Source organism: Desulfonatronospira sp. MSAO_Bac3 (assembly GCF_003838035.1).
Classification (GTDB): Bacteria; Desulfobacterota; Desulfovibrionia; order Desulfovibrionales; family Desulfonatronovibrionaceae; genus Desulfonatronospira; species Desulfonatronospira thiodismutans.
On sequence record NZ_QYZY01000113.1, the window covers coordinates 1 to 26,224 of the forward strand.

Below are 26,224 nucleotides of genomic sequence, written 5' to 3' on the forward strand. Positions count from 1 at the left end.
AGTCAATGACGTCAATCTGCTTAGAGCCAGCCTGCCCCATTTTATTGATCTCATAAGAGACTTTTTGACCATGCTGGGCCTGCTAGTGGTGGTTTTCTATCAGGACGCCTTTCTGGCCACCATTTCTCTGGTAATTTATCCCCTTGCAGTATATCCGTTTATACATTTCAGCAACAAGATCCGCAAGCTTGGCCGTAAAAAGCAGGTCAAGCTCTCACAGATTACAGGCTTTTTGCAGGAGACTCTGAGCGGGATTAAGGTGATCAAAGCCTTTGCAGCCGAAAACCGGGAACATCAGAATTTTGCAAAGGAAAATCAAAAACTGGTGGCCAATGCTCTTAAGCAGCTTAAGTACAATTCCCTGGCCACCCCGGTAATGGAGGTTCTGGGGGCTGTGGGTATGGGCCTTATAATCTGGTATGGGGGCAGCCAGGTCATGGCTGGCGAGACCACGCCGGGCACATTTTTTTCTTTTCTAACCGCCCTTTTTATGCTCTACAAGCCTATCAAGAAGCTGAATAAGACCAATTTGGCCATCCAGCAGGCCCTGGCCGGGGCGGAGCGGGTGTTCCAGGTACTGGATTCTGATGAGATAAAGGAAGAAAAAGGTGGTGATGTGGAGCTCAGGCCTCCTTTTGAGAGCCTGGAGATGAAAAATGTGAGCTTTTATTATCCTGAGAGTCAGCATCCTGCCCTGGACAGGGTGAATCTAAATATCATTCAGGGACAGAAGATTGCCATTGTCGGTCCCAGCGGGGCGGGCAAGTCCACGTTGATAAATATCCTTCCCCGGTTTTACGTGCAGCAGGAAGGCGAGGTTTATATAAACGGCCGGCCCACCTCGGAGTACACTCTGCACAGCCTGCGCAGGTTCATGGGCATCGTCTCCCAGGACAATTTTTTGTTCAATACAACTGTAAGCGAAAACATAGCCTATGGCCTGGACCATGCGGAGCCTGAACAGGTGGAGGCCGCGGCCAGGGCCGCCTTTGCCCATGATTTTATTATGGAGCTAAGCGATGGTTACGACACAGTGCTTGGCGAGCGCGGGGTCAGGCTTTCGGGCGGTCAGAAGCAGCGCATCACCATTGCCCGGGCCATCTTGAAGGACCCGGCCCTGCTTATCCTGGACGAGGCCACCTCGGCCCTGGACACCGAGTCCGAGCGCATTGTGCAGCAGGCCCTGGAAAACCTCATGCGACAGCGCACCAGCATTGTGATTGCCCACAGGCTTTCCACCATTTTGTCCGCGGACAGTATCGTGGTCCTGGACCAGGGCAGCATAATTTCTCAGGGCAGTCATGAACAGCTTTTGCACAAGTGCTCTTTATACAAAAAACTATATGAAATGCAGTTCCAGGATCAGAATGCTGGCCTGGAGGTCGATGCTGGAGAGAGACAGTGAGAACCATGAGCGTTACTGAAAACCGGGACAATTATGTAACTCACCCAAGCGGGGCATCCTGGATTTTTTCCAGAACCCCTAGTCTTTACTTTTATCCTAGAATGCTGGGCACAGTTTTGCGGTCCTGGGCCAAAGCCAGATGGAAAGGGTTTACCGACCATGACTGGATTTTAAGAAGCGTGGACATTTTCCGGCACCTGGAAAAGGTGGACTGCAGGTTTATTATCCGGGGCAAGAAGAACTTCATTGATCTGGACGAACCCTGCGTCTTTGTGGGCAATCACATGAGCACTCTGGAGACCTTTGCCCTGGCAGCAGTAGTATGTCCTCACAGGCAGGTGACTTTCGTGGTCAAGGAGGGCCTGGTGCGCTATCCGGTCTTCAAGCACGTGATGATCTCCAGGGACCCGGTGGTGGTCAAAAGACAAAATCCCAGGGACGATTTCAAGGTGGTCATGCAGGAGGGACTGGACAGGCTTAACCGGGGAATTTCAGTGGTGGTCTTTCCCCAGGCCGAGAGATCCAGGGTGCTGGATCTGCAGCGCTTCAACTCCATGGGTGTCAAGCTGGCCAGGAAAGCAGGAGTGCCTGTGGTGCCCCTGGCCCTGAAGACCGATGCCTGGGGGCAGGGCAGCATAATCAAGGATTTCGGCTGGATCAGGCCCAACAGGCCCATTCGCATGGATTTCGGACCGGCCATGCAGGTTCAGGGAAACGGCAGGGCCGAGCATCAAGAGATAGTTGATTTCATTTCCTACAGGCTGGATGCCTGGCAGGGCTATGCCCGCTGGTTCGGGATGAATTAAAAGCAAGGCGGGTTTCTTGGCTTTCATTCCAGAACATGCTGTATAAATAAGTTTTGCTTTCAGTTAACAGCAGCAATCGACTTGGATTAGCTTTTGAGGCCATTTTTTCTGACAATTTTTTATATGTTCAAAAGCCGACCCATGAGTGGGCTGTGGGGGTGTGACAAGGGGTTGACCACAGTTACGCCGCGCCAGATAAATCCATCCTGCAGGTCTTCGCTAAGCAGCAACCGGCAATGATTTTCAGCAGTGACGGACAAAATCAGCGCATCCCAGACCTGAATCTGGTGATCTACGACAAGGTCCATAGCGGATTGAAACGCATTCCACGTGGAATCCAACACTGAAAAACTGTCAGCCCAGCCGAGTACTGCCATGCGTGCAACAGAGGCTGATTGCCCGGCTTTGCCCACCAGAACCCGGTACAGTTCTCCCATCACCTGAGCAGGGAGTACCACTCTTTCCACAGGCAATGCCGCAATCAGTTCCCGGGCGATTGTGCAGCGCTCAAGGTCACCTACACCTTCTGCGTAGGCCAGAATATTTGTATCTAAAGCGGCACGCACGGCATCACTCGTAAAGCTCTTCTCTGGTCCACTGCCGGTTCCCGGTTATGGGCTGGTGGTTTAGACGCTCCAGCAGGATAGATTTTGCCTGCCTGCGCTGAGCAGCCTCAGGCGCGCCGGGATGAATGGCTGCAACTGCTCTGCCTCGGGAAATAATGGTGTATGATTCGCCTTCAGCTACCCCGCGCAATATACTGGAGAAACTGCGATTGGCTTCAGAAGCTGTCACTGTTTTCATGATTTTACCTTTTCATTCTAAATGTAGTTCAGTTCACTACTTTTTTGTTAGTTTTTAAAGAAGGAGCTGTCAACTGCTTTTATAAAAAAGCTGTGTCAGAAGTCTCTGCTGCTTTCAGCGCATTCACCGCCACGCATGTTTTCCTGGCGCAGTAATATTTTTCAGCTGCTTTCTGCCCTTCACCTGCTGAGCACCTTGAAGGCGAAGCAGGCAGCTCCGAACCCGTTGTCGATATTGACCACTGATATGCCCGGGGCGCACGAGGTGAGCATGGCCAGCATGGGTGTGATTCCATTCAGGCTGGTACCGTAACCCACGGAAGTGGGAACGCCCACGATGGGCACAGGACAGAGGCCTGCCAGTACTGAGGGCAGGGCACCTTCCATTCCGGCTATGACTATCAGGATTCTGGCTTTAGAGATTTTGGGCAGATGGGGAAAGAGCCTGTGCAACCCGGCTACCCCGACATCAGAAACCAGGCCGGGAGTGTGCCCGAAAAACTCCAGGCAGGCATAGGCTTCCAGGGCCACCGGAAGGTCCGCTCCGCCGGCGGATATAATCATGGCCTCGGCTTCCCCGTTCCAGGGGTGGTCCAGGTCGATGCTGCTGTTGAGCTCGAACAGGCCTGGTACTTCAAAATATCTGCCTTCAGGGAACTCTTGAGCCAGGGCGTTTCCGGCATCCGCGCCCAGCCTGGTTACCAGGACCTTTTGCTGTCTGCCGGCCAGGTGCTTTACTGCCGTGAAAAGCTGCTTTTTGCTCTTGCCCGCACCAAATACGACTTCCGGGATGCCGGTGCGTATCCCGCGGCGCATGTCCAGGTTCAGCCCCTGACCGGTTTCCAGGTAGGGCTCCAGCCCTATACGTTCCATGGCCTTATCCATGGACGTGTGCCCGTCCAGCAGGTCCTGAAGCAGTTGCGCAAGCTCATTTCTTTGCATGAAAACCTCGTAAGTCTACCCGGTTATCCGGTGGACGAGCATTGTTTTCCGGTTAAAAAACCATTTTATGCGGCCCGGGAGTACAGATATGCATTGAAAAGTTGATGCAATGCCTGTATGTTGCCCAAGTCATGTCTTCAAAGAGAATCCTTTTCATTGCCAGATCCGAACTGATAAGCCCTGTTCTGTCCAGGCTCAGACAGGAGGGGTACGAGCTTCTCATGAGCGAGAGCCTGGAAGGGGCACTGAAAATTATCAGTCAGAAAAGCCCGGCCCTGATTTTTTCTCAGGTAGCCATGCCCGGCTTCAGGATTCATGATCTCCTGGACGCCCTGGAGAGCCAGGAGATGCAGCGCAGGGTTATTGCCGTGGCTGAGCAGGGCACTGCCCGTGAGGCTCAGCAGATCCTGGAGGCCGGTGCCGGCGACTACTGGCTTGCCCCTTTGCAATGGGATAAGGTCAAGGCTGTGCTGCCCGGTTCATCCCCGCAGCAGGCTCAAAACCGGACTTCTGTTTCAGAGCCGGGCAAGCATGAGATCATCGGGTCGCACCCCGCCATGCAGAAGGTCATGGCCCTGGCCAGGCAGGTGGCTTCTTCCAAGGCCTCGGTCCTTATAAGCGGTGAATCCGGAACAGGCAAGGAAATGTTCGCCAGGTTCCTGCACAACAACAGTCCCCGTCATGCCGGGCCTTTTGTCGCGGTCAACTGTGCCGCACTGCCCGAGCACCTGCTGGAGAGCGAGCTTTTCGGCCATGAAAAAGGTGCATTCACCGGGGCCATCAGCAGAAAAGTGGGCAAGTTCGAGTTGGCCCACCAGGGCACCATCCTCCTGGATGAGATATCAGAAATGGACCTGGCCCTGCAAGCCAAGCTTTTGCGGGTACTCCAGGAAAGCGAGATCGACCGGGTGGGCGGCACGGATACTGTCCGGGTGGATGTCCGGGTCCTGGCCACCACCAACCGCAACATCGAGGAATGCGCCCGCAGGGGGGAGTTTCGACAGGACCTGTTTTACCGCTTAAATGTCATCCCCCTGAGGCTGCCTCCTTTGCGGGAAAGGAAAGATGACATACTGGTCCTGGCCGGGCACTTTATCCGCCATTACAGCACCCAGTACGGGCTGCCGGCCATGGAGCCGGATGAAGAGGCCGCCGGGTGGCTTGTGGAGTACGACTGGCCGGGTAATGTCCGGGAGCTGCAAAACCTTATGGAAAGGGCGGTACTGCTGGCAGGGCAGTCAGGGGTGATCCGCACCAGGCATTTTCTCCTGGAAGAAGATGATCTTCAGGATATACTCGAAGAAAGCCAGGGAAACCACGCAGAAGAAGAATCCCTGCCCTTTACACAAGACGATGCAGCAGTAGCAGCAATTGACCCCGGGGGAGATGACGAGATTTATCCCATACATGAAATGGAAAAACGTATGATCATGAAGAGTCTGAAAAAGACAGGGGGCAACCGCACCCAGGCCTCTGAGCTTTTAGGCATTTCCGTACGTACCCTGCGTAATAAATTGAGCGAGTACAAGAAGCAGGGACTGGTTGTTTCGTAAAAATATGTAAAGGAGAATATATGTCTGTTTTGAATCCACAGGTGGCGGATTATCTGGAAAAAGCCTCATGGATCAGGAGAATGTTCGAGGCCGGAAGCGAATTAAAGCAGAAATACGGGCCGGAAAATGTTTTTGATTTCAGCCTGGGCAATCCGGATCTGCCTCCACCGACTGAAGTGGGGCAGGGACTGGAGGAGCTGGGCAGAAACGCCTGCAAGCCCTACGCCCTGGGATACATGCCCAACGCAGGACTGCCTGGAGTGCGCAAGGCCCTGGCCGGGGTAGTTTCCAGGGAACAGGACACCGAGGTTGCCCCGGAAAATATTGTGGTCACCTGCGGGGCCGCCGGCGGGCTCAATGCCTTTTTCCGGGCCGTGCTTCGTCCCGGGGATGAAGTGGTCTGCCCGGCCCCATTTTTTGTGGAATACTATTTTTATACCGAAAATTTTCAGGGAGTCTTCGTGCCGGTCCCGTCGAAGCCGGTTAGCTTTGAGCTGGACCTGGAGGCCATGCAAAGGGCCATAACTCCCAATACCAGGGTGGTGCTCATCAATTCCCCCAACAATCCCAGCGGACAGGTGTATTCCCGGGAAGAGCTGGAAGGCCTGGTAAGAATCCTTGAGGACAAAAGCAAAGAGTACGGACAGCCCATTCTGCTTATTTCGGATGAGCCATACCGCTTTTTGACCTATGACGACACAGTGGTGCCTCCGGTCATGGCTCTTTATCCCTATAGCCTGGTGGTCAGTTCCTACTCCAAGAGCCTGTCCATGGCCGGAGAAAGGGTAGGGTACCTGGCGGTGCACCCGGAAATGCCCGGAGGAGATGAGCTGCTTCAGGGTCTGAACCTGACCAACCGTATCCTGGGTTTTGTAAACGCTCCGGTTATCGGTCAGATCCTCCTGGAAAAGGCCCTGCATGTCACTGTGGATACCGGGGTTTATTCCGCCAGAAGGCAGGCCATGGCCGAAATCATGGACAAGGCCGGACTGGAGTTTTCTCTGCCCAAGGGCGGATTTTACTTTTTCCCCAAGGCTCCGGACGGAGATGATCAGAAATTCGTCCGGGATCTTTTCGAAGAAAATATCCTGGCCGTACCCGGGTCGGGATTTGGATACCCCGGTTTTGTGCGCTTTTCTTTCTGCATCTCCGAGGAAGTCATCCGCAGGGCAGAGGCGGGGCTTGTGCGGGCTGTTGGTAATGGCTGAAAGAAGGCAGCTATCTCAGGAGAAGAAAAAAATGACCAGGGAAGAATTATTCAAGAAAAATCAGCAGCTTTCCACTGAATTTGAGCTGTACCTGCTTGAACATCCCGAGGTGGAAGAAAAAATTCCTGACAATGCTGTGCTTGTTCTGCTTCCAGATTATGATCAGGAGTTGGCCTCCAGAAATATGGAGATTGCACAGGTTCAGAAAGAGGCTGGACAGGTTGTTGTTTATGTCAGGGTGGAGAAGCTGCGTAAGTCAAGAATCGACGGTCTTTCCCTAAAGGTGGCCTGATTCTAACTGCTTGACTTGTGCCTTGTTCGAGGCTAATATACTTCGTTTTTGCGTCCATTTTCAAGGGTGATTCAATATAAATGTTTGATAGTCTATCTGAACGGTTAAATTCCGTTTTTAAAAAGCTCAAGGGCCACGGCCGTCTGGATGAGCAGAATATCCAGGCGGGGATGCGCGAGGTGCGCCTGGCCCTGCTGGAAGCAGACGTCAACTACAAGGTCGTCAAGGACTTCACCCAGCGGGTCAAGGAGCGAGCCCTGGGCCAGGAGGTGCTCAAAAGCCTTACGCCCGGCCAGCAGGTGGTCAAGATTGTCAAGGAGGAACTGGAAGAACTCCTGGGCGGCGAGCAGCAGGGACTGGACCTCAAGGCCAAGCCGCCGGTGGTCATTATGATGGTTGGCCTGCAGGGCTCGGGTAAGACCACTTCCGCGGGCAAGCTGGCCCTGCATTTAAAGGGGCTCAAATATTCGCCCTATCTTGTGCCTGCGGACGTTTACCGTCCGGCGGCCATTGACCAGCTGCACAAGCTGGCCGGGGATCTGAACATGCCCGCCTATCCTTCCACCTCCAGCGACAACCCGGTGGATATCTGCATGCGCGCCCTGGAAGAAGCCAGGCAGAAGGCATATACTGCGGTGATATTTGATACCGCCGGACGTCTGCACATTGACGAGACCCTCATGCAGGAGCTGGTTTCCATCAAGGAGAAGTGCTCCCCCCATGAGATACTTTTCGTGGCCGATGCCATGACCGGGCAGGACGCGGTTACAGTGGCCCAGCGCTTCAATGACCTGCTGGACATTACCGGGGTGGTGCTGACCAAGATGGAAGGCGATGCCAGGGGCGGTGCCGCCCTCTCCATCAAGTCCATTACCAACAAGCCCATCAAGTTTGTGGGCACCGGGGAAAAGCTCACCGACCTGGAAGTTTTTCACCCGGACCGCGTTGCTTCCAGGATCCTGGGCATGGGGGACGTACTTACCCTCATTGAAAAGGCCCAGGAAGACATGGACCAGGATGAAGCCAGGGCCATGCAGGAGAAGTTCCAGAAGTCCAAGTTCGACCTGGATGATTTTCGCAAGCAGATGGGCCGGCTGAAGAAAATGGGCTCCATCGAAGGGCTCTTAAAGATGATTCCCGGCATGGGCAAGATGCGGGACAAGCTTAAGAATGTGCAGATGCCGGAAAAAGAGATGGGCAAGATGGATGCCATGATCAACTCCATGACCCGGCAGGAGCGCAGCAACCCCAAGATTTTCAATGCCTCGCGCAAGCAGAGGGTGGCCAGGGGCAGCGGGACTACGGTCCAGGATGTAAACCAGCTTCTGACCAACTTCGACCAGATGCAGAAGATGATGAAAAAGATGGTGGGCAAGGATGGTCAGCCCCAGCTGGATATGAACAGTCAGGGAATGCCTGTGCCTGGAAGGACCAAGACCAAACGCAAAAAAGTCAAGCGCAGAAAAAAGAAAAAATAAATCTGGACAAAACAGTATTCAAGTATATATTTTTCCTGAAAACTTGCCGTTTTCAGGGTCTATTCTGTTCGGCCCATGTTAAATCAAACCGGGAATACACTGGAATTTGATTTGAGGCTTCCAGGGTTGAGCAAAACAGAGCAAACTACAAAAGAATAAACGGGGGACGATTACATGGCTGTTAGACTTAGACTCACCAGGATGGGATCCAAAAAGAAACCTTTCTACCGCCTGGTGGCATTGGACAGCGAGACCAGACGCGACGGGCGCGCTCTGGAATATCTCGGGTACTACAATCCTTTGCAGGATCCGCCTGAGATCAAGATCAACATGGACAAGGTCAAGGCCTGGATGGACAAGGGTGCAAAGCCCACAGATACAGTACGCTCGCTTATAAAGAAGGCCAGCGCCTGAGAAAGGCTTCAGAGGCCTGTGCAGGAGAATGCCTGGCTGCCATGGTCTGAAAAGGTGGGTCTGCAAGTGTTCTGTCTTGCCGCCCGAACCATGCCTGGAGCGTTGCGATGTAAGTGAGTGACAGGCAAAATCAAGTAATTATAAGATAAAATTCATTGAATTGAACTTGCTTTTAAAGTCTCTGCAGTCAATTGATTACTGGGCAATCACCTGAAAATCTCTATTGAATCGATAATCGGAGGTGGTTATGAAGGAACTGATTGAATACATTGCCAAATCGCTGGTGGATAATCCGGATCAGGTCGAGGTTGCCGAAGTTGAAGGAGAGCAGACTTCAGTTATTGAACTCAAGGTGGCCAAAGAAGACCTGGGCAAGGTCATCGGCAGGCAGGGACGGACAGCGCGGGCCATGCGCACCATCCTGGGCGCTGCCTCCACCAAGGCTCAAAAGAGGACTGTTCTGGAAATAATTGAATAACTGATAAAATGTCTGCCAAAGACCTGTTGACCTGCGGGAAGGTGGTCAAACCACATGGACTCAAAGGGGAGATCTGCATAATCTGGTATGCAGACTCCCCTTTATTGTTGAAGAAAGCAGAGAAAATATATTTGCGGATGCCTGGAAAGCGCCCCAGGGCATTCACTCCCGAGTCCTCAAGAGAACACGGGAGCAGACTGTTGCTTCAACTGGAACAGATCACCGGCCGGGATCAGGCCGAAAAATGGCGGGGTGCGGAAATCCTTGCGGACTCCAAAGACCTGCCCCGCGATGATGATAACGAGATATACCTGCACGAACTCCTGGGTTGTAGTGTCTTCCTGGACAGCGGAGAATACCTGGGTGTGCTGCAGGGCTTTGTGCCCAGGAAAAATGGAGAAGTCTGGGAGATAGTCGACGAAAAGGGAAGAGAGATTTTATTCCCGGCAGAGGATGAGTTTATTGTCCATCTTGACCCAGAGGCCAAAAAAGCTGTTATTTCCCCTCCGGGAGGACTTCTGGAACTTTATCTCGGGGAAGATTGAGCCTGAGGCCCAGGTGGCTGCAGGGCAGCAGGCAGGGAGTTTACTTCAATCCAGGAACAAGCGTGCATTTCCATATTATTACCCTTTTCCCGGAATATTTTGATTCCCCCCTGTCCTGCGGGCTTATGGGCAAGGCCCTGGAAAAAGATGTCCTGGAGGTTTCCAGGATCAATCCCCGCGAATTTACCCGGGACAGGCACAGGACCGTGGATGACCGCCCATACGGTGGAGGTCCGGGCATGGTCATGCTCCTGGACCCCCTGGTTCAGGCCCTGAATGCAATGCCTCCAGGCTGCAGAAAGGTCCTTCTGACTCCCAAGGGAAAACCCCTGGATCAGTCTCTGGCCGCAAGCCTGGCCAAAGAGAATGACCTGGCCCTTGTATGCGGGCGCTACGAAGGTATTGACGCCCGCCTGGAAGAGCTTTTTGACCTGGACCTCGTGTCAGCAGGAGATTTTGTCTTAAACGGAGGAGAGGCGGCAGCCCTTTGCCTCATGGAGTCTGTGGCCAGGTTTCTGCCGGGTTTTCTGGGCAAGCAGGAATCAGCGGGTGAAGAGAGTTTTTCCTCGGGCCTTCTGGAATATCCACATTATACCCGGCCGGAGGAGTACGCCGGGCTTAAGGTGCCAGAGGTCCTTCTCTCCGGGGATCATGGCCGTATAGCTGCATGGCGCTGGCAAAAAGCCCTGGAAAATACTTTCAGGCAGCGCCCCGAGCTTCTAACCACCAGGCCTCTAACTTCTAACGACCTTGATTTTCTCCATGGACTGCAAAAGACCCGCCCCGCGCGCAATCTTTATCTGGCCCTGGTTCATCACCCGGTTAAAAATAAGATGGGCCAGGAGAGCACAACTTCTTTGACAAACTTAGATATTCACGATATAGGACGCGTTTGTGCCACTTATGGGCTTGGAGGATACTACCTGTGCACGCCTCTCAAGGATCAGCAGGTCCTGGCCCGAAGGCTTCTCAGTCACTGGAGGGAAGGTCCAGGAGCACGGGCCAATCCGGATCGGGCCCTGGCACTTGCGGGCGTCAACGTTGTTTCATCGCTTCAGGATGCAGTTGAAAATGTAGAGAGCCTTGCCGGTCGAAGACCCCGCATTGTAGCCACCAGCGCTTCCGGAGCCGGGGATATTGACTGCGGGCAGGTTTTCGAGCGTCTGGAAAAGGAGCCGGTTTTGATGGTGCTGGGCACAGGATACGGGCTTTCGGACAGGGTTGTTCAGGAAGCGGACAACCTGCTTACCCCTTTGCGGCTTCTTGGTGGATATAATCATCTCTCTGTACGTTCCGCTGCCTCAACCATAGTGGACCGCATTCTGGGGGATTTTGCCTGACCCGTTGTTATCAACTGCCACGGTTTACAGGGCTTAAAGAGGCTGCCCAGGATTCAAATTTAAAATCAATCAGTTTTTCTTCAGGAGCAAGAACCATGAATATCATGCAGCAGATCCAGCAGGAACAGATGCGTACGGATATCCCCGGCTTCAAGGCCGGAGATACGGTTAAAGTCCACGTTCGTATCATAGAAGGTGAGAAGGAAAGGGTTCAGGTTTTTCAGGGCACCGTGCTCAGGGTTAAGCGCGGAACAACGAACTCCACCTTTCTGGTGCGCAAGATTTCCGATGGAGTGGGAGTGGAGAGGGTTTTTCCCCTGAACTCTCCTTTTATCGAGAAAGTGGAAGTGGTTACCCGGGGCAAGGTCAGACAGGGCCGCATCTACTTCCTGCGCAAGCTCAGGGGCAAGGCTGCCCGTATCAAGGCCAGGACCGACTGGCACAAGGGCAACTGATACCAAACCTAAGTCTATTGCAGCGGATAAAGATGAAATAACCGGCTGGTACTCATCTTTATCCGCCTGGAAACAGGGGTGTGGGTGAAAGCATACGGGCATCCCGCTTTGAATCTTCAGTCGGGCTTCGACCCTGTGCCTCCAGCAGGTCTTGATGAGGCCGGCAGGGGTTGTCTGGCCGGGCCTGTGGTGGCAGCCGTTGTGGTGTTGCCCCTTGATGCGCAAATCGCCCGCCTCACCGACTCCAAAAAGATCACCTCGAAAGTACGTGAATCCCTGATTCCGGAAATTAAATCCACCTGCCTTGCCTGGTCCCTGGGCCTTGCCTGGCCCCGGGAAATCGACCGCATAAATATCCTGCAGGCCACCATGACCGCCATGAAAAGGGCAGTACTGCACCTTGGCCTTACCCCTGGACAGCTACTTGTCGACGGCAACCAGAAAATTCCATTGAATATTCCCCAGAAATGCATTGTCGGTGGCGATATGACCGAGCCCTGTATCTCTGCAGCCTCAATCCTGGCCAAAACTTTCAGAGATATGCTCATGACCAAGCTGGACAGGCGCTATCCGGGATACGGGTTTGGCCAGCACAAGGGCTACGGCACAAGAAAGCACCTGCAGGCCCTCAAAAGCCTTGGGGCTTCGCCCATGCACAGGAAAAGCTTTAAAGGAGTGCTGCCAAGACCGCGGGAGAAAGTGCCTTGTCTGCCCATAACCTGAATCTTGGCCGCTACGGTGAAGAAGTCGCCAGGGATTATCTCACGGAAAATGGGTACAGGATAAAGGAGCGCAACTGGAGAGCACGGGGCGGCGAGCTGGATCTGGTATGCACATGTGGTGACTGTATCGTTTTTGTCGAGGTCAAGACCCGGGCCGAGGAAGGCATGGGGCATCCCTTAGAGAGCCTTGGGTTCAAGCAGCAGAAAAAACTGCTGCGCACGGCCGGGCTTTACCTGAGCAGGCACAATATGTGGTCCAGTCAGAGCCGTTTTGATTTCATCTGTGTAACTGTTGGCCGGGAAGTACAAATTGAGCATATCCAAAACGCCATCGAGTTCAGCTCTGTGGGTCGTGGCCACACCCCTTGGCAACCCTGGTGATCTGTCCCCCAGGGCTGCAGAGGTCCTGTCCGGATGCGATTTTGTTCTGGCTGAAGATACCAGGCGGGCCGGGTTATTGTTCAAAAACCTGGACATTAAAGCCGGTGAGCTTTTGAGCTTTCATGAGCACAATGAAGAAAAGCGCATGCACAGAGTGGCTGACAGAATCCAGGCCGGGGAAAACTGTGCACTCATAAGTGATGCCGGCACTCCTCTCATGGCCGACCCTGGCTACCGCCTGGTGCGCCACTGCCGCGAGTCTGGAATCAGGGTGGTGCCCATACCCGGCCCCTGTTCCTTTGTAGCCGCCCTGACTGCATCCGGGCTTCCCCCCTATCCCTTTGCGTTTTTGGGATTTTTGCCCAGAAAGCCGGCTGAACTGGAGAAGGTTTTTAAAAACTGGCAGGAAATGCCTGCAACCCTGGTTTTCTTTGAGCGCAAAAACAGGGTGCAAAGCACACTGGACAAGGCATACAGGGTGCTTGGCAACAGGGAGTTCTGCCTGGCCAGGGAGCTGACCAAGACATTCGAGGAATTTATCCGGGGCAGGCTGGACAGGATTGAACTGGACCAGGATAGTCTGCGAGGGGAAATAACCGTCATCATCGGCCCGCCTGATCCGGCTGACTTGACAAAAGACGCTGAAAACGTGAAGGATTTGATAACCAGGTATCTGGAGCAGGGGCTTCTGCCCAGAGATGTTGTACGCGAAGTGCGAAAGGAGGCCAAAGGGTGGAGCGGCAAGGATATTTATGCCCTGATGCAGGATATACGTTCAAGATAGCGTGGACAGCACGTTTTTTTCTGTAAAAAAGGCCGGTAACAAACAAACCGGTTCTGGAACAAGATCAGTCTATGGCCCATCTGGACTTTAAAACCCTCAGCAGATGCCTGTTGCGCAGTCAGTTAGTGGGATGCGCCTTCAACACCCGGGGACTGCAGAATATCGGCCTGGCCTATGCCCTGGAACCCGGCCTGCAGAAGATTTATTCCGGTGATCCCCAGGGGCTGCAGAAAGCAAGGCGCAGGCATCTCAAGTTCTACAACACTCACCCCTTCTGGAATCCTTTGCTGGTGGGAATTTTTCTGACACTGGAAAACAAGATTTCCAGGGAGCTTTTCCCACCCGCATCTCTTCCTGGAGTCAAATCCACTCTTGTGTATACCCTGTCAGCCATTGGGGACTCCTTTTTCAGCGGCAGTCTCCTGGTCACCTGGGCCTTGGTGACCATGGTCCTGGTTATGGCCGGGTTTTTCTGGCCGGCCATCATCCTGGGCATAATTTTTTTTCTGGCTCTGCAACTGTTTAAAATGTACATTTTTCACCAGGGATATGTGCAGGGCATAGTGTTTGTGCAGCGGCTAAAGCGCTGGAATCTCATTAACTGGGGTACCAGGCTAAAGGTTGTCAATGCCTTGCTGGTTCTTTGTTTTTGGCTTGTAATCTGGCCGTTTAAGTGGCATATATTAAACTTTATCGGGGTATGTTTTCTGGGACTTATAATGGCCTGGGTGTTCAGAAGGATTCAATGGAGCCGGGAGATTTTTCTGACAGGGGTTCTATTGCTGAGTCTCCTGCTGCCCTGGGATCAGATGGTTAACAATTTCGTATTTTAATCTTTTTCCACCAGTGAATACAATCTGCCGGGGGTATTTTAATGGATATGGCGGAAGAAAACATCTGCGAGACAACAATAAGCCTGCATAACGAGTTTGGTCTTCATGCCCGTCCTGCCGGGAGGATAGCCAAAGCGGCCCAGCAGTTCGAGGCCAGGATAATGATAGGTTTTGACGGGCGGGAAGTGGATGCCAAGAGCATCCTGGACATACTAAGCCTGGCCGCACCCAATGGAAGCGCCCTGCGCATCCATGCCCAGGGTAATGATGCCAGGCATGCAGTGGAACATCTTGAAAATATATTCCGGGAAAAGCTAAGAGAGGACGGATAACTGGACGGGTAACCATTCAGGGGGTCCTCGGTGTTGATTACTGGCACAAGGCCTGGGGACTGTCCCTCGCTGTGTAGGTCTGTGCAGGATCACGGAATTTTGCGCTTGTAATTTTGGCGATTGTGAAGGCAAGGTGTCGCGGGGACTGTCCCCAGGCCGATTCCGGCATCCCCCTGAATGGTTACCTGCCCGTCAGTGGATTCAGGGCCGCGGACTCTCTGAATTCAGGTCAGATTCAGCAGCAAACGGTTTTGCCCACTTTAAACAGACCAGTCTCATGGCATCTAGACACCCTCGGGGAGGCTCTTTGCTAAAGGTGTAATAAATTATGGCCTCAAAGATATTCAAAGGCATTCCGGTTTCAGCAGGACTGGCCATAGGCAGGACCTATTTTCTGAATCGTGAAGCCGGTACATCTATAGTCCGGATCAACATAGTTCCGGAACAGGTCCCTCAGGAGACGGCCAGGCTCAAGCAGGGGTTTAATTCAGCCCTTGAGGAGCTGGAAAGCATCCTCAGGAAGGTTCCCGGGGACCTGAAGGAGCAGGCCGCCATAATTGATTCACACATAATGATATTGCGGGACGAAAAGTTTCAGCAATCGGCCTGCGACTATGTGCACTCCAGGCTGATAAACGCGGAGTGGGCCCTGGACAATGCAGTCAGCGACATAGAAAAGGCCTTCAGCCGGATAGAGGACGAATACATCCGCAGCAGGACACAGGATGTGCGGCTGGTTGCAGGCCGGGTGCGCAGCAAGCTCTACGGTCAGTCCAAAAGTTACGACAGCAAGCCCGAGAGAATGATCCTGCTGGCACATGACCTTTCTCCGGCCGATACCATAGAGCTCAAGCTGGACAAGATTATGGCCTTTGCCACGGCCACCGGCGGCAAGACTTCCCATGCCGGCATAATCGCCCGTTCCCTGCAGATACCCGCCATCGTGGGCGCAGAAGGCCTGGAAGAGATCCAGGACGATCATGTAGTGATTCTGGACGGGTTCAGCGGCAAGATCATCGTTGAGCCGGATGCGGAAGAACTTACCCATTACACCGATCTCAAACAGCGCTTTTCTGAATACTATTCCCAGATCAAGCGCAACTGCTACCTGCCTGCGGAAACCATAGACGGCTACCAGATGCAGGTGCTGGCGAACATAGAGCTCTTTGAAGAAGTGACCTCGGTAATTGACAACGGCGGGGAGGGTATAGGTCTCTATCGTACCGAGTACAGCTTTTTAAACCGCAACAGCTGGCCGTCGGAAGAGGAGCTTTACGAAGAATACCGGGACATGGCTTCCATTGTTTATCCCCAGAAGGTAGTGTTTCGTACTCTGGACCTGGGAGCGGACAAGATATCGCCTCACTTCGGACCCCTGGAAGAGGTCAACCCCGCACTTGGACTGCGGGCCATCAGGTTCTGCCAGCAGAACCTGGGGCTTTTCAAGGCTCAGCTGCGAGCGATTTTAAGGGCCAGCACACTGGGGAATGTTGCAGTTATGTTTCCCATGATTTCCGGACTGCAGGAACTGCGGGAGGTCAAGGAGATATATTTCGACGTCCGGGAGGAGATGCGCAGACAGGGCCAGCCTTTTAACGAAGAGGTCCCCTTCGGGATTATGATCGAGCTTCCCAGCGCGGTTTTTATTGCCGATGTTCTGGCCAGGGAGGTGGACTTTTTCAGCATCGGCACCAATGACCTCATTCAGTATTCACTGGGAATAGACCGCACCAACAGGTATGTATCCTATCTTTATCAGCCCCTGCACCCGGCCATCCTGCGAAGCATCAAGTATGTGGTTGATGCAGGTCACGAGGCAGGGATAGAGGTCAATGTCTGCGGAGAGGTGGCAGCTGATCCCTACTGCATACCAATACTCATGGGCATGCAGCTGGATTCCATAAGCCTCAATCCCCAGGCTATCCCGGGCATCAAGCGCATAATCCGTCAGACCACCATGGATGAGTGCAAGGACCTATTGAAACAGGTGCTCAGCTGCAGCCAGGTTCAGCAAAGCAACCGCCTGGTTCGGGAAAAGATTTTCACCCGCTTTCCAGAGGAGCTCATGTTTTATACTTCACTGATAGAAGAATCCTGAGGGGACGAATGAGTCTGCAAGATCTAAAATTTAAAGTGCTTATAGTATGAAATCAATACTTGGCTGGCTGGGACATCAGACCCTGGGATTTCTCCAGGAACTGGGCCGGATTATGGTGCTTTTTCTCCAGGCCCTGTCCTGGCTGGTAAGACCTCCCTTCAGGATCAGGCTTTTCTTCAAGCAGATGGAGTTCATCGGGGTCAATTCCCTGTTCGTGGTGGCCCTGACTTCCCTTTTTACAGGCATGGTCCTGGCCCTGCAGACTTTTTACGCCTTCAGCATGTTCGGGGCCGAGACCCTGGTGGGGGCTACAGTGGCCCTGTCCATGACCCGGGAGCTGGGTCCGGTGATTACCGGGCTCATGGTAACAGGCAGGGCGGGTTCGGCCATCTGTGCCGAGATTGGGACCATGCGGGTCACTGAACAGGTGGACGCCCTGACGGTCATGGCCATAAATCCGGTACAGTACCTGGTATTGCCAAGAATCGTGGCCGGGGTCATTATGCTGCCTCTTTTGACCATTATCAGCAATACCATGGGAATCCTGGGGGGTTACCTCGTGGGAGTACAGCTTCTGGATATCCACGGGGGCATGTTTTTGAACAAAATCCAGGAGCACGTGACTATGGCCGATGTTTACAACGGGCTTATCAAGGCCTCGGCGTTCGGAGGGATCCTTACCCTGGTGGGATGCTACAAAGGTTTTTACACCCGTGGCGGTGCAGAAGGCGTGGGCAGATCCACCACCCAGGCAGTGGTCATGTCTTCGGTACTGATTCTGGTAAGCGATTATTTTCTGACTGCGCTCATGTTTTAGAGGACAGAGGTCAGTATGCAGCAGGACAGGGACATTATACATATCGAGAGCCTGTACAAGAGCTTCGGGGATTTCCGGGTGCTGGACGGGCTGGATCTCACCCTGGAAAAGGACCGGGTGAATATTATTATAGGCAGAAGCGGTGGTGGCAAAAGTGTGCTCATTAAGCACATTATCGGGCTTTTGAAGCCGGACAGGGGCCGGATCCTGGTGCGCGGGGAAGATATAGTGCCCATGGATGAAGGGGCAATGGCCCGGGTGCGCAGGGATTTCGGCATGCTCTTTCAGGAGGCTGCTCTTTTTGATTCCCTGAATGTGCATGAGAATGTGGCTTTTCCCTTGCATGAACATACCTCCAAAAGTTATAGCGAGATTGACGAGGTGGTGCAGGCCAAACTTGCGGCTGTGGGGCTGCAGGGCATGGATAAAAAAATGCCGGCGGAGCTTTCAGGGGGAATGCGCAAAAGGGTCGGCCTGGCCAGGGCCTTAGCCCTGGAGCCGAAAATCGTTCTCTTTGATGAGCCGACTTCCGGTCTTGATCCGGTTATGGCCGCGGCCATCAATGAACTTATACAGAGGACCAGGCAGGAATTCGGGGCCACCTGCATAGTGATCAGTCACGATATTGACGCCACCATGAAGATAGCCGACAATATATTCATGCTTTATGAGGGCAAGATTATCGCCCGGGGCAGTCCCGAGGAACTAAACGAAAACACTGATCCAGTGGTCAGGCAGTTCATCAGGGGTGAAGCCCGGGGTCCCATCAAGGTCAATTAATTTTCAACCACAAACATGACCTGTGTATTCTGCTGCACCGGTTCATGAATCAGGGGTGTTATGGCCAAGACTGCCAGCGTGGAAATCAAGGTGGGCATTTTTGTCCTCATAGCCATCGTGCTTCTGGGGTATCTGACCACAGTACTTACCAGAGATCGGATAATCACCAGGGACACTTACGAGATCCATGCCTATTTTGATAATGTCACCGGTCTTCGCACCAATTCCCCGGTGGAAATTGCCGGGATCGATGTAGGTACGGTCAAGGACATCACCCTGCATGAGAACAGGGCCAGGGTAACCATGGCCATACGTCCGGACATTGACGTACACGCCGATTCACAGGCAACCATCCGTACCAGGGGGGTTCTGGGAGACAAGTTCGTGGAGGTCAACCCCGGCAGCGCCACCGAGCCCACCCTTGAGGACGGTGGAGTCGTATCCCGCGGGGTGCAGCCCACGGACCTGGACCAGGTCATGGCCCGAATAGGAGATATTGCAGATGATATAAGCGAGGTCTCCAGGAGTGTATCCAATGTATTCGGAGGACCTGAAGGCGAGCAGGATATGCGCGAGTTTTTCGACAACCTGCGCGAAGCAGCGGTGCATATGAACCAGATAGTACAGACCAATGCCCGGGGCATTGAAAAGATCGTGGCCAACCTGCAGGACTTTTCCGGGGATCTGAAAACAATAAGCGAGACCAACAAAGAAGGCATAACTCATATTGTGGACAATTTTTCCCAGGCCTCCAGCCAGCTCAATGTTTCCCTGGAACAACTGGGAGAGATAATGGACACGGCCCAGCACGGAGAGGGGCCTGTGGCCACCCTCCTGGAAGACCGCCAGATGAGCGAGGACATGCGCCGCACTGCTGCATCACTGGAGAGCCTTACCCGCAAGCTGGACGAGGGCGAAGGTACCCTGGGCAAACTCATTAGCGAGGATGACACCGGCAGAAAGATTGATGATGCCCTGGATGGGATCAATGAGTTCCTGGACCGCTATGACCGTTTTCAGACAGTGGTGGATTTTCGCAGCGAATACATGGCCAGCACCGGAGATATGAAATCCTACCTGGACCTGACCCTGCAGCCGGCCGAGGACAGGTTCTACATGCTCTCCCTCATCGATGATCCCAAGGGGCGCACCCGGACCACGGAGACAGTGGAGCGCGAAAGGGTGGATGGCGGACAATGGACGGTAACGGAAACCGAAGAGGAAAAGACCTACAAGGACCGGCTCAAGTTCTCCGCCCAGCTGGCCAAAAGATGGAACGACTTCATCCTGCGCGGGGGGCTTATCGAATCCACCGGGGGATTCGGCATGGATTATTTTCTCTGGGATGAGCGCATCAAGCTCTATACAGATGTTTTTGATCTGGGAGCGGACCGCCCGCATGTTAAATCCGGGGCCAACCTCTATTTTCTGGACAATTTTTACCTCACCGCCGGATTTGACGATTATCTGAGCAAGCACGGGGACAGTTCGTTTTTTGGAGGGCTTGGATTTTACTTTACAGACGAGGATCTGAAGTATCTCATGTCATCGGTGCCTGTACCTGACGGCAATTTTTAAAAACTTATACAGGAGGCTTTGCAAGATGGAAGTTGTACTGTTTAAAAGCGAAGAAAAGAAAAGTACCCAGGAAGTGGCCGCAATCCTGCGCCAGATTGCGGACAAGGTGGAATCCGGTGAAGTGGTGCTGACCCGGGGACAGGAGGAGGTCCGGCTGCAGATACCTCCTAATGTGACTCTGGAACTCAAGGTGGAGGAGGAAACCAAGAGGAGCACCAAGAAATCACTGGAGATCGAGATTGAATGGCCTGAAGGTGAAGAGGGAAAACCCCGGGGAGATGTAAGCATCGGCTGATGACGGCTTTTACTTTTACTCAGAATTCAAGGGCGATCCGCATCCTGGCCAGGGTAAACTGCCAGGAGAAGGATAATAGTCCGGGGCCTGGAAGATGTCTACTTTAAAAGCTTTGATCGTACATCCCGACCGCGAGGTGACCCTCAAGCTGCGCGAATTTTTCGCGGGGGAGAAGAGGATAAAAATCCTGGGCGAGGCTGTCAGTTCCAATGAGGCCTTGGAACTCCTGGAAAGCATATCCTACGATGTGTTTTTCCTGGGGATAGATCTGCCCGACGGAGTCAGCGGCATGGAGCTTACCCAGATGCTGGCTCAAAGAAAGTTCAGGCCGCACATAGTACTCATCGCCCTTGACCAGCAGCACGCCTACAAGGCCTTTGAACTGGGCGTGGCCGACTACCTGATCTGGCCTTTTGAGACAGGCAGACTGGAAAATACAGTGGACAGGCTGCTTCGTTATACCGAAATGCCGCACACGGCCGAAAAAGAGGTTTACGACTCCCAGGGTTCTGAGCGTTCCCGGGATGAGGGAACCGTTCACCTGCCCATGGCCGATGCTGATGAGGATTCTTTTCTCAATGCCCTGCGCCAGGCCTGGGATGTTTCGCCCAGAAAGCAGCTTGAGATTGAAAAACTGCCCATTAACCAGGAAGGAAAGCTTCTTTTGGTACCCTACAATCAGATAGTCTTTGTGGAGGCCTACGAAGACTACAGCTTTGTACATACCTTCAAGGAGAAATTTTTGACCTCCTACCGTCTCAAAAGTCTTGAAGAAAGACTGAACAAGCACGGTTTTTTCCGGGTGCACAGAAAGTACCTGGTGAACCTGGAGATGGTCACGGAGATAGCCTCCATGCCCGGCAGCAATTTCATGCTCAGAACCGCCGGTAAAACGAAAATCGAGCTGCCCATCAGCCGAAGGAGAATCAACGACCTGAAGCAGATTCTGGGACTCTAACTGCCTCACCGTTCAACGTGACCTATCAGCCTTTAGTCGATAATCTATGTCGATTTTTCTTGTATGATATAAACATGCACCGGAACTTGCGGCGTAAGCAGTTGCATATCAGCCGCAAACCGCCTGATGAACCGGTTGTCTGGAGGTCCGGGAAAAAACTCCAGAACGTTTTTTAATGATTACTATTCGGACTGAGTTTAAAGGAGGAGTGTTATGGAAGACAAAGGAGCCCTTGACTCTTTGCTGCAAGAGGAGAGGATTTTTCGGCCGTTGCCCCAGATGGTAATCGATGCCAACATCAATCCGCAGGAATATTCGGCGGTGATGAAACAGTGCCAGGAAAACTACCTGGACTACTGGGAAGATGCAGCCAAGGAGATGGACTGGTTCAAGAAATGGGACAAGGTCCTGGATGATTCCGAGGCCCCGTTCTACAAGTGGTTTACCGGTGCCAAGTGCAACATTGTTTACAATGCCCTGGACAGGCACATCAATACGGCCAACAAGAACAAGCTGGCCTTGATCTGGGAGGGCGAGCCCGGGGATACCAAGAAGTTCACCTATTATGAGCTCTACCGGGCTGTAAACCGCTTTGCCAACGCCCTGCGGTCCCTGGGCATCAAGAAGGGCGACCGGGTGGTGCTCTACATGCCGCCATTGCCGGAGACTATGATTTCCATCCTGGCGGTGGCCAAGATTGGAGCGGTGCACAGCATGGTCTTTGCCGGCTTTTCCGCCAAGGCCCTGCGCGAGCGCATTCAGGACGCCGAGGCCAAGCTGGTCATTACTGCCGACGGATTTTACCGCAACGGCCGGCCGGCCAATGTCAAGAACCTGGTGGACAAGGCCCTGGTGGGCGGCTGCGAAACCGTGGATACCGTGGTGGTAGTTCACCGGGCAGGCGTGGAAGTGGAAATGACCGAGATGCGCGATATCTGGTATGAAGACCTGGTGCGCCAGGAAAGCCCGGTATCCGAAACCGAGGTCATGGACTCCGAGGACATGCTCTTTTTGCTTTACAGTTCCGGGACAACGGGCAGGCCCAAGGGGATCGTGCATACCCACGGCGGGTATATGGTAGGGGTGCACCGTACCCTGAACTGGATTTTCGACATCAAGCCCACGGATATTTTCTGGTGCACTGCGGACATGGGCTGGATCACCGGTCACAGCTACGTGGTATACGGTCCGCTTATGGCCGGTACCACCACCATGCTCTTTGAGGGACACCCCCTGTATCCCCAGGCGGACCGGCTTTGGCAGATGGTGGCCCGCTACGGTGTAACCATTTTTTACACCGCGCCCACCCTGATACGCATGCTTATGCGTTTCGGCAGCCAGTATCCCAAGCAGCACGATCTATCCACCCTGAGGCTTCTGGGAAGCGTAGGCGAGCCCATCAATCCTGAAGCCTGGATGTGGTACTACAACAATATAGGCCGGGCCGAATGTCCCATTATTGACACCTGGTGGCAGACTGAGACCGGTTCGGTTATGATCAGCCCCTTTCCCATAACTCTGCTCAAACCCGGGTCCTGCAGTAAACCCCTGCCGGGCATCGAGGCTGACGTGGTGGACGAGGAGGGCAATCCAGTGCCTCCGGGCAAGGGTGGCCAGCTCATCATCAAGAAGCCCTGGCCCTCCATGCTGCGGACCCTGTACAAGGACCCGGAGCGCTACAAAAAGACCTACTGGGAAAAGATCCCCGGAGTTTACCTGGCCGGGGACGTGGCCCGCAAGGACGAGGACGGCTACTTCTGGATCCAGGGCCGCTCCGACGACGTCATCAGTATCGCCGGGCACAGGGTGGGTTCCGCTGAAATCGAAAGCGCCCTGGTGGCTCACAAGGCCGTGTCCGAGGCTGCAGTCATCGGCGTGCCGGACAAGATCAAGGGCGAAGTGGCCAAGGCCTTTGTCACTCTTAGTGCTGAATACACAGTTGACGATCCGGATGAACTCATCAAGACTCTCAAGTCCCATGTAAGATCCGAGCTTGGACCTGTTGCGGTAATCAAGGGTATTGAGTTCAGGGACACCCTGCCCAAGACCCGCAGCGGCAAGATCATGCGCCGGGTGCTCAAGGCTCAGGAACTGGGCGAGGACGTGGGAGATACCTCCACACTGGAAGATTGATCCCAAGAGGCCTCTGATATTGGAGGTCAAAAAACAGTTGACTTGAGGGCGAAATTCGTTTTTTTTCGGTTTCGCCCTCAAGTTTTTTATGTCTTGTTTTCCGGGCATCCAACTGAAACAGGGGTGTAGCTTGGAGTTTTACGATCTGATATTTTATCTGTCCATGCTGGCCGGACTGCTCATGGCCTTCAGCCTGGGAGCAAATGACCTGGCCAATACCATGGCTACTGCAGTAGGTTCCAAGGCTTTGACCGTGCGTCAGGCGGTGATGATCGCCGCCCCCCTGACTTTTGTCGGGGCTGTATTTCTGGGAGCCCATGTCACGGCAACTATAACCAGGGGAGTGGTCAATCCAGAACATATAGCCGATCCCAAGCTGATGGTCCTGGGTATGTTTTCCGCCCTGCTGGCGGCTGCCTTATGGGTGTTCATCGCCAGCGTGGCTTCTCTGCCGGTATCCACAACCCACTCCATTGTGGGCAGCGTCCTGGGTTTTGGAATTGTGGCCGGCGGTCCGGAGGTTGTGAACTGGGCGATTCTACTGGTGGTGGTTCTTTCCTGGCTCATTTCGCCGATTTTTGCAGGTGCCCTGGCGTATCTGATATTTACTCATATCAGAAAGTTTATTTTTTATCAGAAGCATTATTTAGAGCAGGCCAGAATCTGGGCCCCCCGATGGATCGGGTTGACCGTTTTGATCCTGGGCTTTTCATTTGTTTTCAAAACTCCGCTGTATGATGCTATAGATATGGGCGTGCCGTTTGCCGTGTTTTTGATTGTGGCTCTGGCGTGCCTGGCCTGGGCTTTTTTCAGATATTTGATTAATAAAATCACCAGGCACATGGAGCAAAATGTGGAGAATGTAGAGGGCATTTTCCGCAAGCTGCAGATCATGACTTCGTCCTATGTTTCTCTTTCTCTTGGAGCCAATGATGTTGCCAACGCAGTAGGCCCGGTGGCTGTAATTTATATCATTGTCCGGCAGCAGGAGCTTGTGGAGCAGGCTGATATCCCAATCTTTCTGCTGGTAATGGGGGGGCTTGGCATAGCCCTTGGCATAGCCCTTCTTGGGGCCAGGGTCATCCGGACGGTGGGAACGCGAATAACCACCCTGACCCATACCCGGGGATTTTCTGTTAATTACGGCTCTGCTACAGCTGTCCTGGTGGCCTCCATGCTGGGAATGCCGGTTTCCACCACCCATGCCTGCGTTGGGGGAGTTACAGGAGTCGGCCTGGCCCGGGGATTCAGCGCCATCGACCTGACTGTGCTTTTGCGTATCGTGGCTTACTGGGTGTTGACGGTGCCTATAGCCGCTCTGACCTGCATTGTTATTTTCCAGACATTGCGCTGGACTTTTGTCTTATAGATTTAATCGACTCCAAATGCGAGGTGCCCCATGAGAATGAATTTTTTCGGACTTTTGTCCAACAAATCCCCCATGGAAGGATTGCATGATCACTATGAAAAAATCCATGAATCCATCGAGGTTATAAACGAAGCACTGGAGTGCTATATCGGCGGGGGGGACAAATGCCCGGAATTTATATCCCTGCAGAGCCGCATAAATGAACTGGAGAGCCAGGCGGACAAGATTATCCGGCATATACGCAATCACCTGCCGCGAGGTCTTTTTATGACCGTGGATAAGATCCAGTTTCTCAATTACACCAGCGTGCAGGACAATATCCTGGATGCCGCCCAGGAAGCCCTGAACTGGCTGGGCATGCGCGAGGTGAATATCCCGGAGGAGTTTCAGCGAGATCTCTTGTTTTTACAGGGTGATGTGGTCAAGACCCTGGCCATGGTGGGGCCGGCCCTTAGGGAGACTACAGCCTTAGTGCACATGGAAAGCATGAACCGCGAAGAACTCAAGGAAAGCCTGCGCAAGATCAGGGAACAAAAGGACAAGGTCTTCAGGAACAAGAACGAGATTACCCGGAAAGTCTTCAATTCAGATCTGGAATTCAAGGATATCTACCAGCTGATTCACTACGTGGACAAGCTGTACCTCATGGCCTTCAACAGCAGCAAGTGCGCCGAAATACTGCGGACCATGATCGCCAGGTAGGAAGCAGGGAAGACAAATGTTCACATCGAAGGCATGATGTCGGTATTTTCATGCTTTATGGTCAAAGAAAACAGGCATCGCTGCAAAATGATATCATCATTTATCCTGCAGTCAGTCTTCCAGGAAATAATCCACGCTGGTCACCACTCTGACCCGCTTGATTTCCGGGGTGAAATCGTCCCGGTCGTTGATGGTGAACAGTCCCTGGCTCGCCCTTCTAATGGCTCCAACACTGCTTTCTGAATCCCGGGCGAACTGCCTGGCTGCGCTTCGGGCATCGCGTGTAGCCTCGGCTATCATTTCCGGCTTGATTTCCGCCAGATCAGTGAATTCAAACCTGGGCTGAAACTCGTAAGAGTGCACCAGGACCACCCCCTCTGAAAGGAGTTCTCCTGCGGCGGACATGGCTTCCTTGACCGCTTTTGCATCCCCTGTGCGCACGGTTATTACACTCTGGGCGGTAAACCTGTTGGCCGGCAAGTGCTGAGGAGAAGCACCAAAGGCGTGCTGGTCGTTTATCCTGGGGGATGAGATGGATGCCTCGGCCTCCCCAAGGCCCTGCCTGTCTAAGAAAGCCATGACTTTATCAGCGGAAGTGTCCAGCTCTTCCTGAATTTTCTGCAAGTCGTTTCCCGCCGCGCTGAAGGAGATGGGCCAGTAGGCCAGGTCTGCAGGCACTTCCCTCTCAGCAAATCCGCGTACGCTTACGTATCTGTCGTAGGA

At 53.4% G+C, this 26,224-nt stretch carries 29 protein-coding genes; 25 read left to right on the forward strand and 4 right to left on the reverse strand.

The window, feature by feature from the left end; genetic code table 11:
- Positions 1-1,405 (forward strand): ABC transporter ATP-binding protein (locus D5S03_RS04100; RefSeq protein WP_287042768.1); only part of this gene is annotated, 1,405 nt, incomplete at its 5' end.
- Between the two features lie 5 nt (positions 1,406-1,410).
- Positions 1,411-2,211, forward strand: a complete 801-nt coding sequence (locus tag D5S03_RS04105) for a lysophospholipid acyltransferase family protein (RefSeq protein WP_287042769.1) — start codon at positions 1,411-1,413, stop codon at positions 2,209-2,211.
- Between the two features lie 119 nt (positions 2,212-2,330).
- On the opposite strand, the gene D5S03_RS04110 is transcribed toward D5S03_RS04105, so the two are convergent.
- The 3 genes from D5S03_RS04110 to larB form a co-directional block, all read right to left on the reverse strand.
- Complete coding sequence (locus D5S03_RS04110; protein ID WP_287042770.1) at positions 2,331-2,777, reverse strand: PIN domain-containing protein; 447 nt, start codon at positions 2,775-2,777, stop codon at positions 2,331-2,333.
- 4 nt (positions 2,778-2,781) lie between these two features.
- Positions 2,782-3,015, reverse strand: a complete 234-nt coding sequence (locus D5S03_RS04115; protein WP_008871360.1) for a type II toxin-antitoxin system Phd/YefM family antitoxin — start codon at positions 3,013-3,015, stop codon at positions 2,782-2,784.
- A gap of 179 nt (positions 3,016-3,194) precedes the next feature.
- A complete protein-coding gene (larB, locus tag D5S03_RS04120) occupies positions 3,195-3,956 on the reverse strand; it encodes a nickel pincer cofactor biosynthesis protein LarB (RefSeq protein ID WP_287042771.1) in 762 nt (253 codons plus the stop codon).
- Positions 3,957-4,087: 131 nt separating this feature from the next.
- Here larB and D5S03_RS04125 point away from each other — a divergent pair, with 131 nt between their 5' ends.
- The 23 genes from D5S03_RS04125 to D5S03_RS04235 all read left to right on the forward strand — a co-directional run bounded on the left by D5S03_RS04125 (position 4,088) and on the right by D5S03_RS04235 (position 25,501).
- Positions 4,088-5,509 (forward strand): sigma-54-dependent transcriptional regulator, encoded by a 1,422-nt coding sequence (locus D5S03_RS04125; RefSeq protein ID WP_008871358.1) that lies wholly within the window; start codon positions 4,088-4,090, stop codon positions 5,507-5,509.
- Between the two features lie 20 nt (positions 5,510-5,529).
- Positions 5,530-6,717, forward strand: coding sequence for a pyridoxal phosphate-dependent aminotransferase (locus D5S03_RS04130; protein WP_287042772.1), 1,188 nt, complete (start codon positions 5,530-5,532; stop codon positions 6,715-6,717).
- Positions 6,718-6,748: 31 nt separating this feature from the next.
- On the forward strand, positions 6,749-7,009 hold the full coding sequence (locus D5S03_RS04135) for a DUF5647 family protein (protein ID WP_008871356.1): 261 nt from the start codon (positions 6,749-6,751) through the stop codon (positions 7,007-7,009).
- Positions 7,010-7,089: 80 nt separating this feature from the next.
- Positions 7,090-8,487, forward strand: a complete 1,398-nt coding sequence (gene ffh, locus D5S03_RS04140) for a signal recognition particle protein (RefSeq protein WP_008871355.1) — start codon at positions 7,090-7,092, stop codon at positions 8,485-8,487.
- A 174-nt stretch (positions 8,488-8,661) separates the two neighbouring features.
- Complete coding sequence (rpsP, locus tag D5S03_RS04145; RefSeq protein WP_008871354.1) at positions 8,662-8,901, forward strand: 30S ribosomal protein S16; 240 nt, start codon at positions 8,662-8,664, stop codon at positions 8,899-8,901.
- A 247-nt stretch (positions 8,902-9,148) separates the two neighbouring features.
- Positions 9,149-9,379, forward strand: coding sequence for a KH domain-containing protein (locus D5S03_RS04150; protein WP_008871353.1), 231 nt, complete (start codon positions 9,149-9,151; stop codon positions 9,377-9,379).
- A gap of 8 nt (positions 9,380-9,387) precedes the next feature.
- The gene (gene rimM / locus D5S03_RS04155; RefSeq protein WP_008871352.1) at positions 9,388-9,924 is read left to right on the forward strand and encodes a ribosome maturation factor RimM; all 537 of its coding nucleotides are present in this window, start codon (positions 9,388-9,390) and stop codon (positions 9,922-9,924) included.
- A gap of 62 nt (positions 9,925-9,986) precedes the next feature.
- Positions 9,987-11,264: a tRNA (guanosine(37)-N1)-methyltransferase TrmD gene (trmD, locus tag D5S03_RS04160; protein WP_040419176.1), complete on the forward strand. Its 1,278-nt coding sequence runs from the start codon at positions 9,987-9,989 to the stop codon at positions 11,262-11,264.
- Positions 11,265-11,359: 95 nt separating this feature from the next.
- Positions 11,360-11,719 carry a 50S ribosomal protein L19 gene (gene rplS / locus D5S03_RS04165; RefSeq protein ID WP_008871350.1) on the forward strand — a complete coding sequence of 120 codons (360 nt, stop codon included), beginning with the start codon at positions 11,360-11,362 and terminating at the stop codon, positions 11,717-11,719.
- 84 nt (positions 11,720-11,803) lie between these two features.
- Positions 11,804-12,442 (forward strand): ribonuclease HII, encoded by a 639-nt coding sequence (gene rnhB, locus D5S03_RS04170; protein ID WP_244156401.1) that lies wholly within the window; start codon positions 11,804-11,806, stop codon positions 12,440-12,442.
- Positions 12,424-12,822 (forward strand): YraN family protein, encoded by a 399-nt coding sequence (locus tag D5S03_RS04175; protein ID WP_008871348.1) that lies wholly within the window; start codon positions 12,424-12,426, stop codon positions 12,820-12,822. Before rnhB ends, D5S03_RS04175 begins: the two co-directional genes overlap by 19 nt.
- Positions 12,758-13,606, forward strand: a complete 849-nt coding sequence (gene rsmI, locus D5S03_RS04180; RefSeq protein ID WP_008871347.1) for a 16S rRNA (cytidine(1402)-2'-O)-methyltransferase — start codon at positions 12,758-12,760, stop codon at positions 13,604-13,606. Before D5S03_RS04175 ends, rsmI begins: the two co-directional genes overlap by 65 nt.
- Before the next feature lie 71 nt (positions 13,607-13,677).
- The gene (locus D5S03_RS04185) at positions 13,678-14,439 is read left to right on the forward strand and encodes a PTS system mannose/fructose/sorbose family transporter subunit IID (RefSeq protein ID WP_008871346.1); all 762 of its coding nucleotides are present in this window, start codon (positions 13,678-13,680) and stop codon (positions 14,437-14,439) included.
- A gap of 41 nt (positions 14,440-14,480) precedes the next feature.
- Positions 14,481-14,771 carry an HPr family phosphocarrier protein gene (locus D5S03_RS04190; protein WP_008871345.1) on the forward strand — a complete coding sequence of 97 codons (291 nt, stop codon included), beginning with the start codon at positions 14,481-14,483 and terminating at the stop codon, positions 14,769-14,771.
- Positions 14,772-15,099: 328 nt separating this feature from the next.
- Positions 15,100-16,869 carry a phosphoenolpyruvate--protein phosphotransferase gene (ptsP, locus tag D5S03_RS04195; RefSeq protein WP_008871344.1) on the forward strand — a complete coding sequence of 590 codons (1,770 nt, stop codon included), beginning with the start codon at positions 15,100-15,102 and terminating at the stop codon, positions 16,867-16,869.
- 46 nt (positions 16,870-16,915) lie between these two features.
- Positions 16,916-17,686, forward strand: a complete 771-nt coding sequence (locus D5S03_RS04200) for an MlaE family ABC transporter permease (protein ID WP_008871343.1) — start codon at positions 16,916-16,918, stop codon at positions 17,684-17,686.
- A 15-nt stretch (positions 17,687-17,701) separates the two neighbouring features.
- Complete coding sequence (locus D5S03_RS04205) at positions 17,702-18,466, forward strand: ABC transporter ATP-binding protein (RefSeq protein ID WP_008871342.1); 765 nt, start codon at positions 17,702-17,704, stop codon at positions 18,464-18,466.
- A 60-nt stretch (positions 18,467-18,526) separates the two neighbouring features.
- A complete protein-coding gene (locus tag D5S03_RS04210) occupies positions 18,527-20,044 on the forward strand; it encodes an MlaD family protein (protein ID WP_008871341.1) in 1,518 nt (505 codons plus the stop codon).
- Positions 20,045-20,069: 25 nt separating this feature from the next.
- On the forward strand, positions 20,070-20,339 hold the full coding sequence (locus D5S03_RS04215) for an amphi-Trp domain-containing protein (RefSeq protein WP_008871340.1): 270 nt from the start codon (positions 20,070-20,072) through the stop codon (positions 20,337-20,339).
- Between the two features lie 94 nt (positions 20,340-20,433).
- Entirely contained in the window at positions 20,434-21,297 is an 864-nt protein-coding gene (locus tag D5S03_RS04220; protein ID WP_008871339.1) for a LytR/AlgR family response regulator transcription factor, read from the forward strand.
- Positions 21,298-21,510: 213 nt separating this feature from the next.
- The gene (gene acs, locus D5S03_RS04225; protein WP_287042774.1) at positions 21,511-23,430 is read left to right on the forward strand and encodes an acetate--CoA ligase; all 1,920 of its coding nucleotides are present in this window, start codon (positions 21,511-21,513) and stop codon (positions 23,428-23,430) included.
- Between the two features lie 130 nt (positions 23,431-23,560).
- The gene (locus tag D5S03_RS04230; RefSeq protein ID WP_040418847.1) at positions 23,561-24,799 is read left to right on the forward strand and encodes an inorganic phosphate transporter; all 1,239 of its coding nucleotides are present in this window, start codon (positions 23,561-23,563) and stop codon (positions 24,797-24,799) included.
- Between the two features lie 36 nt (positions 24,800-24,835).
- Positions 24,836-25,501 carry a DUF47 domain-containing protein gene (locus tag D5S03_RS04235; RefSeq protein WP_244156384.1) on the forward strand — a complete coding sequence of 222 codons (666 nt, stop codon included), beginning with the start codon at positions 24,836-24,838 and terminating at the stop codon, positions 25,499-25,501.
- A 111-nt stretch (positions 25,502-25,612) separates the two neighbouring features.
- Here D5S03_RS04235 and D5S03_RS04240 read toward each other — a convergent pair.
- Positions 25,613-26,224 (reverse strand): SIMPL domain-containing protein (locus D5S03_RS04240; protein WP_287042775.1); only part of this gene is annotated, 612 nt, incomplete at its 5' end.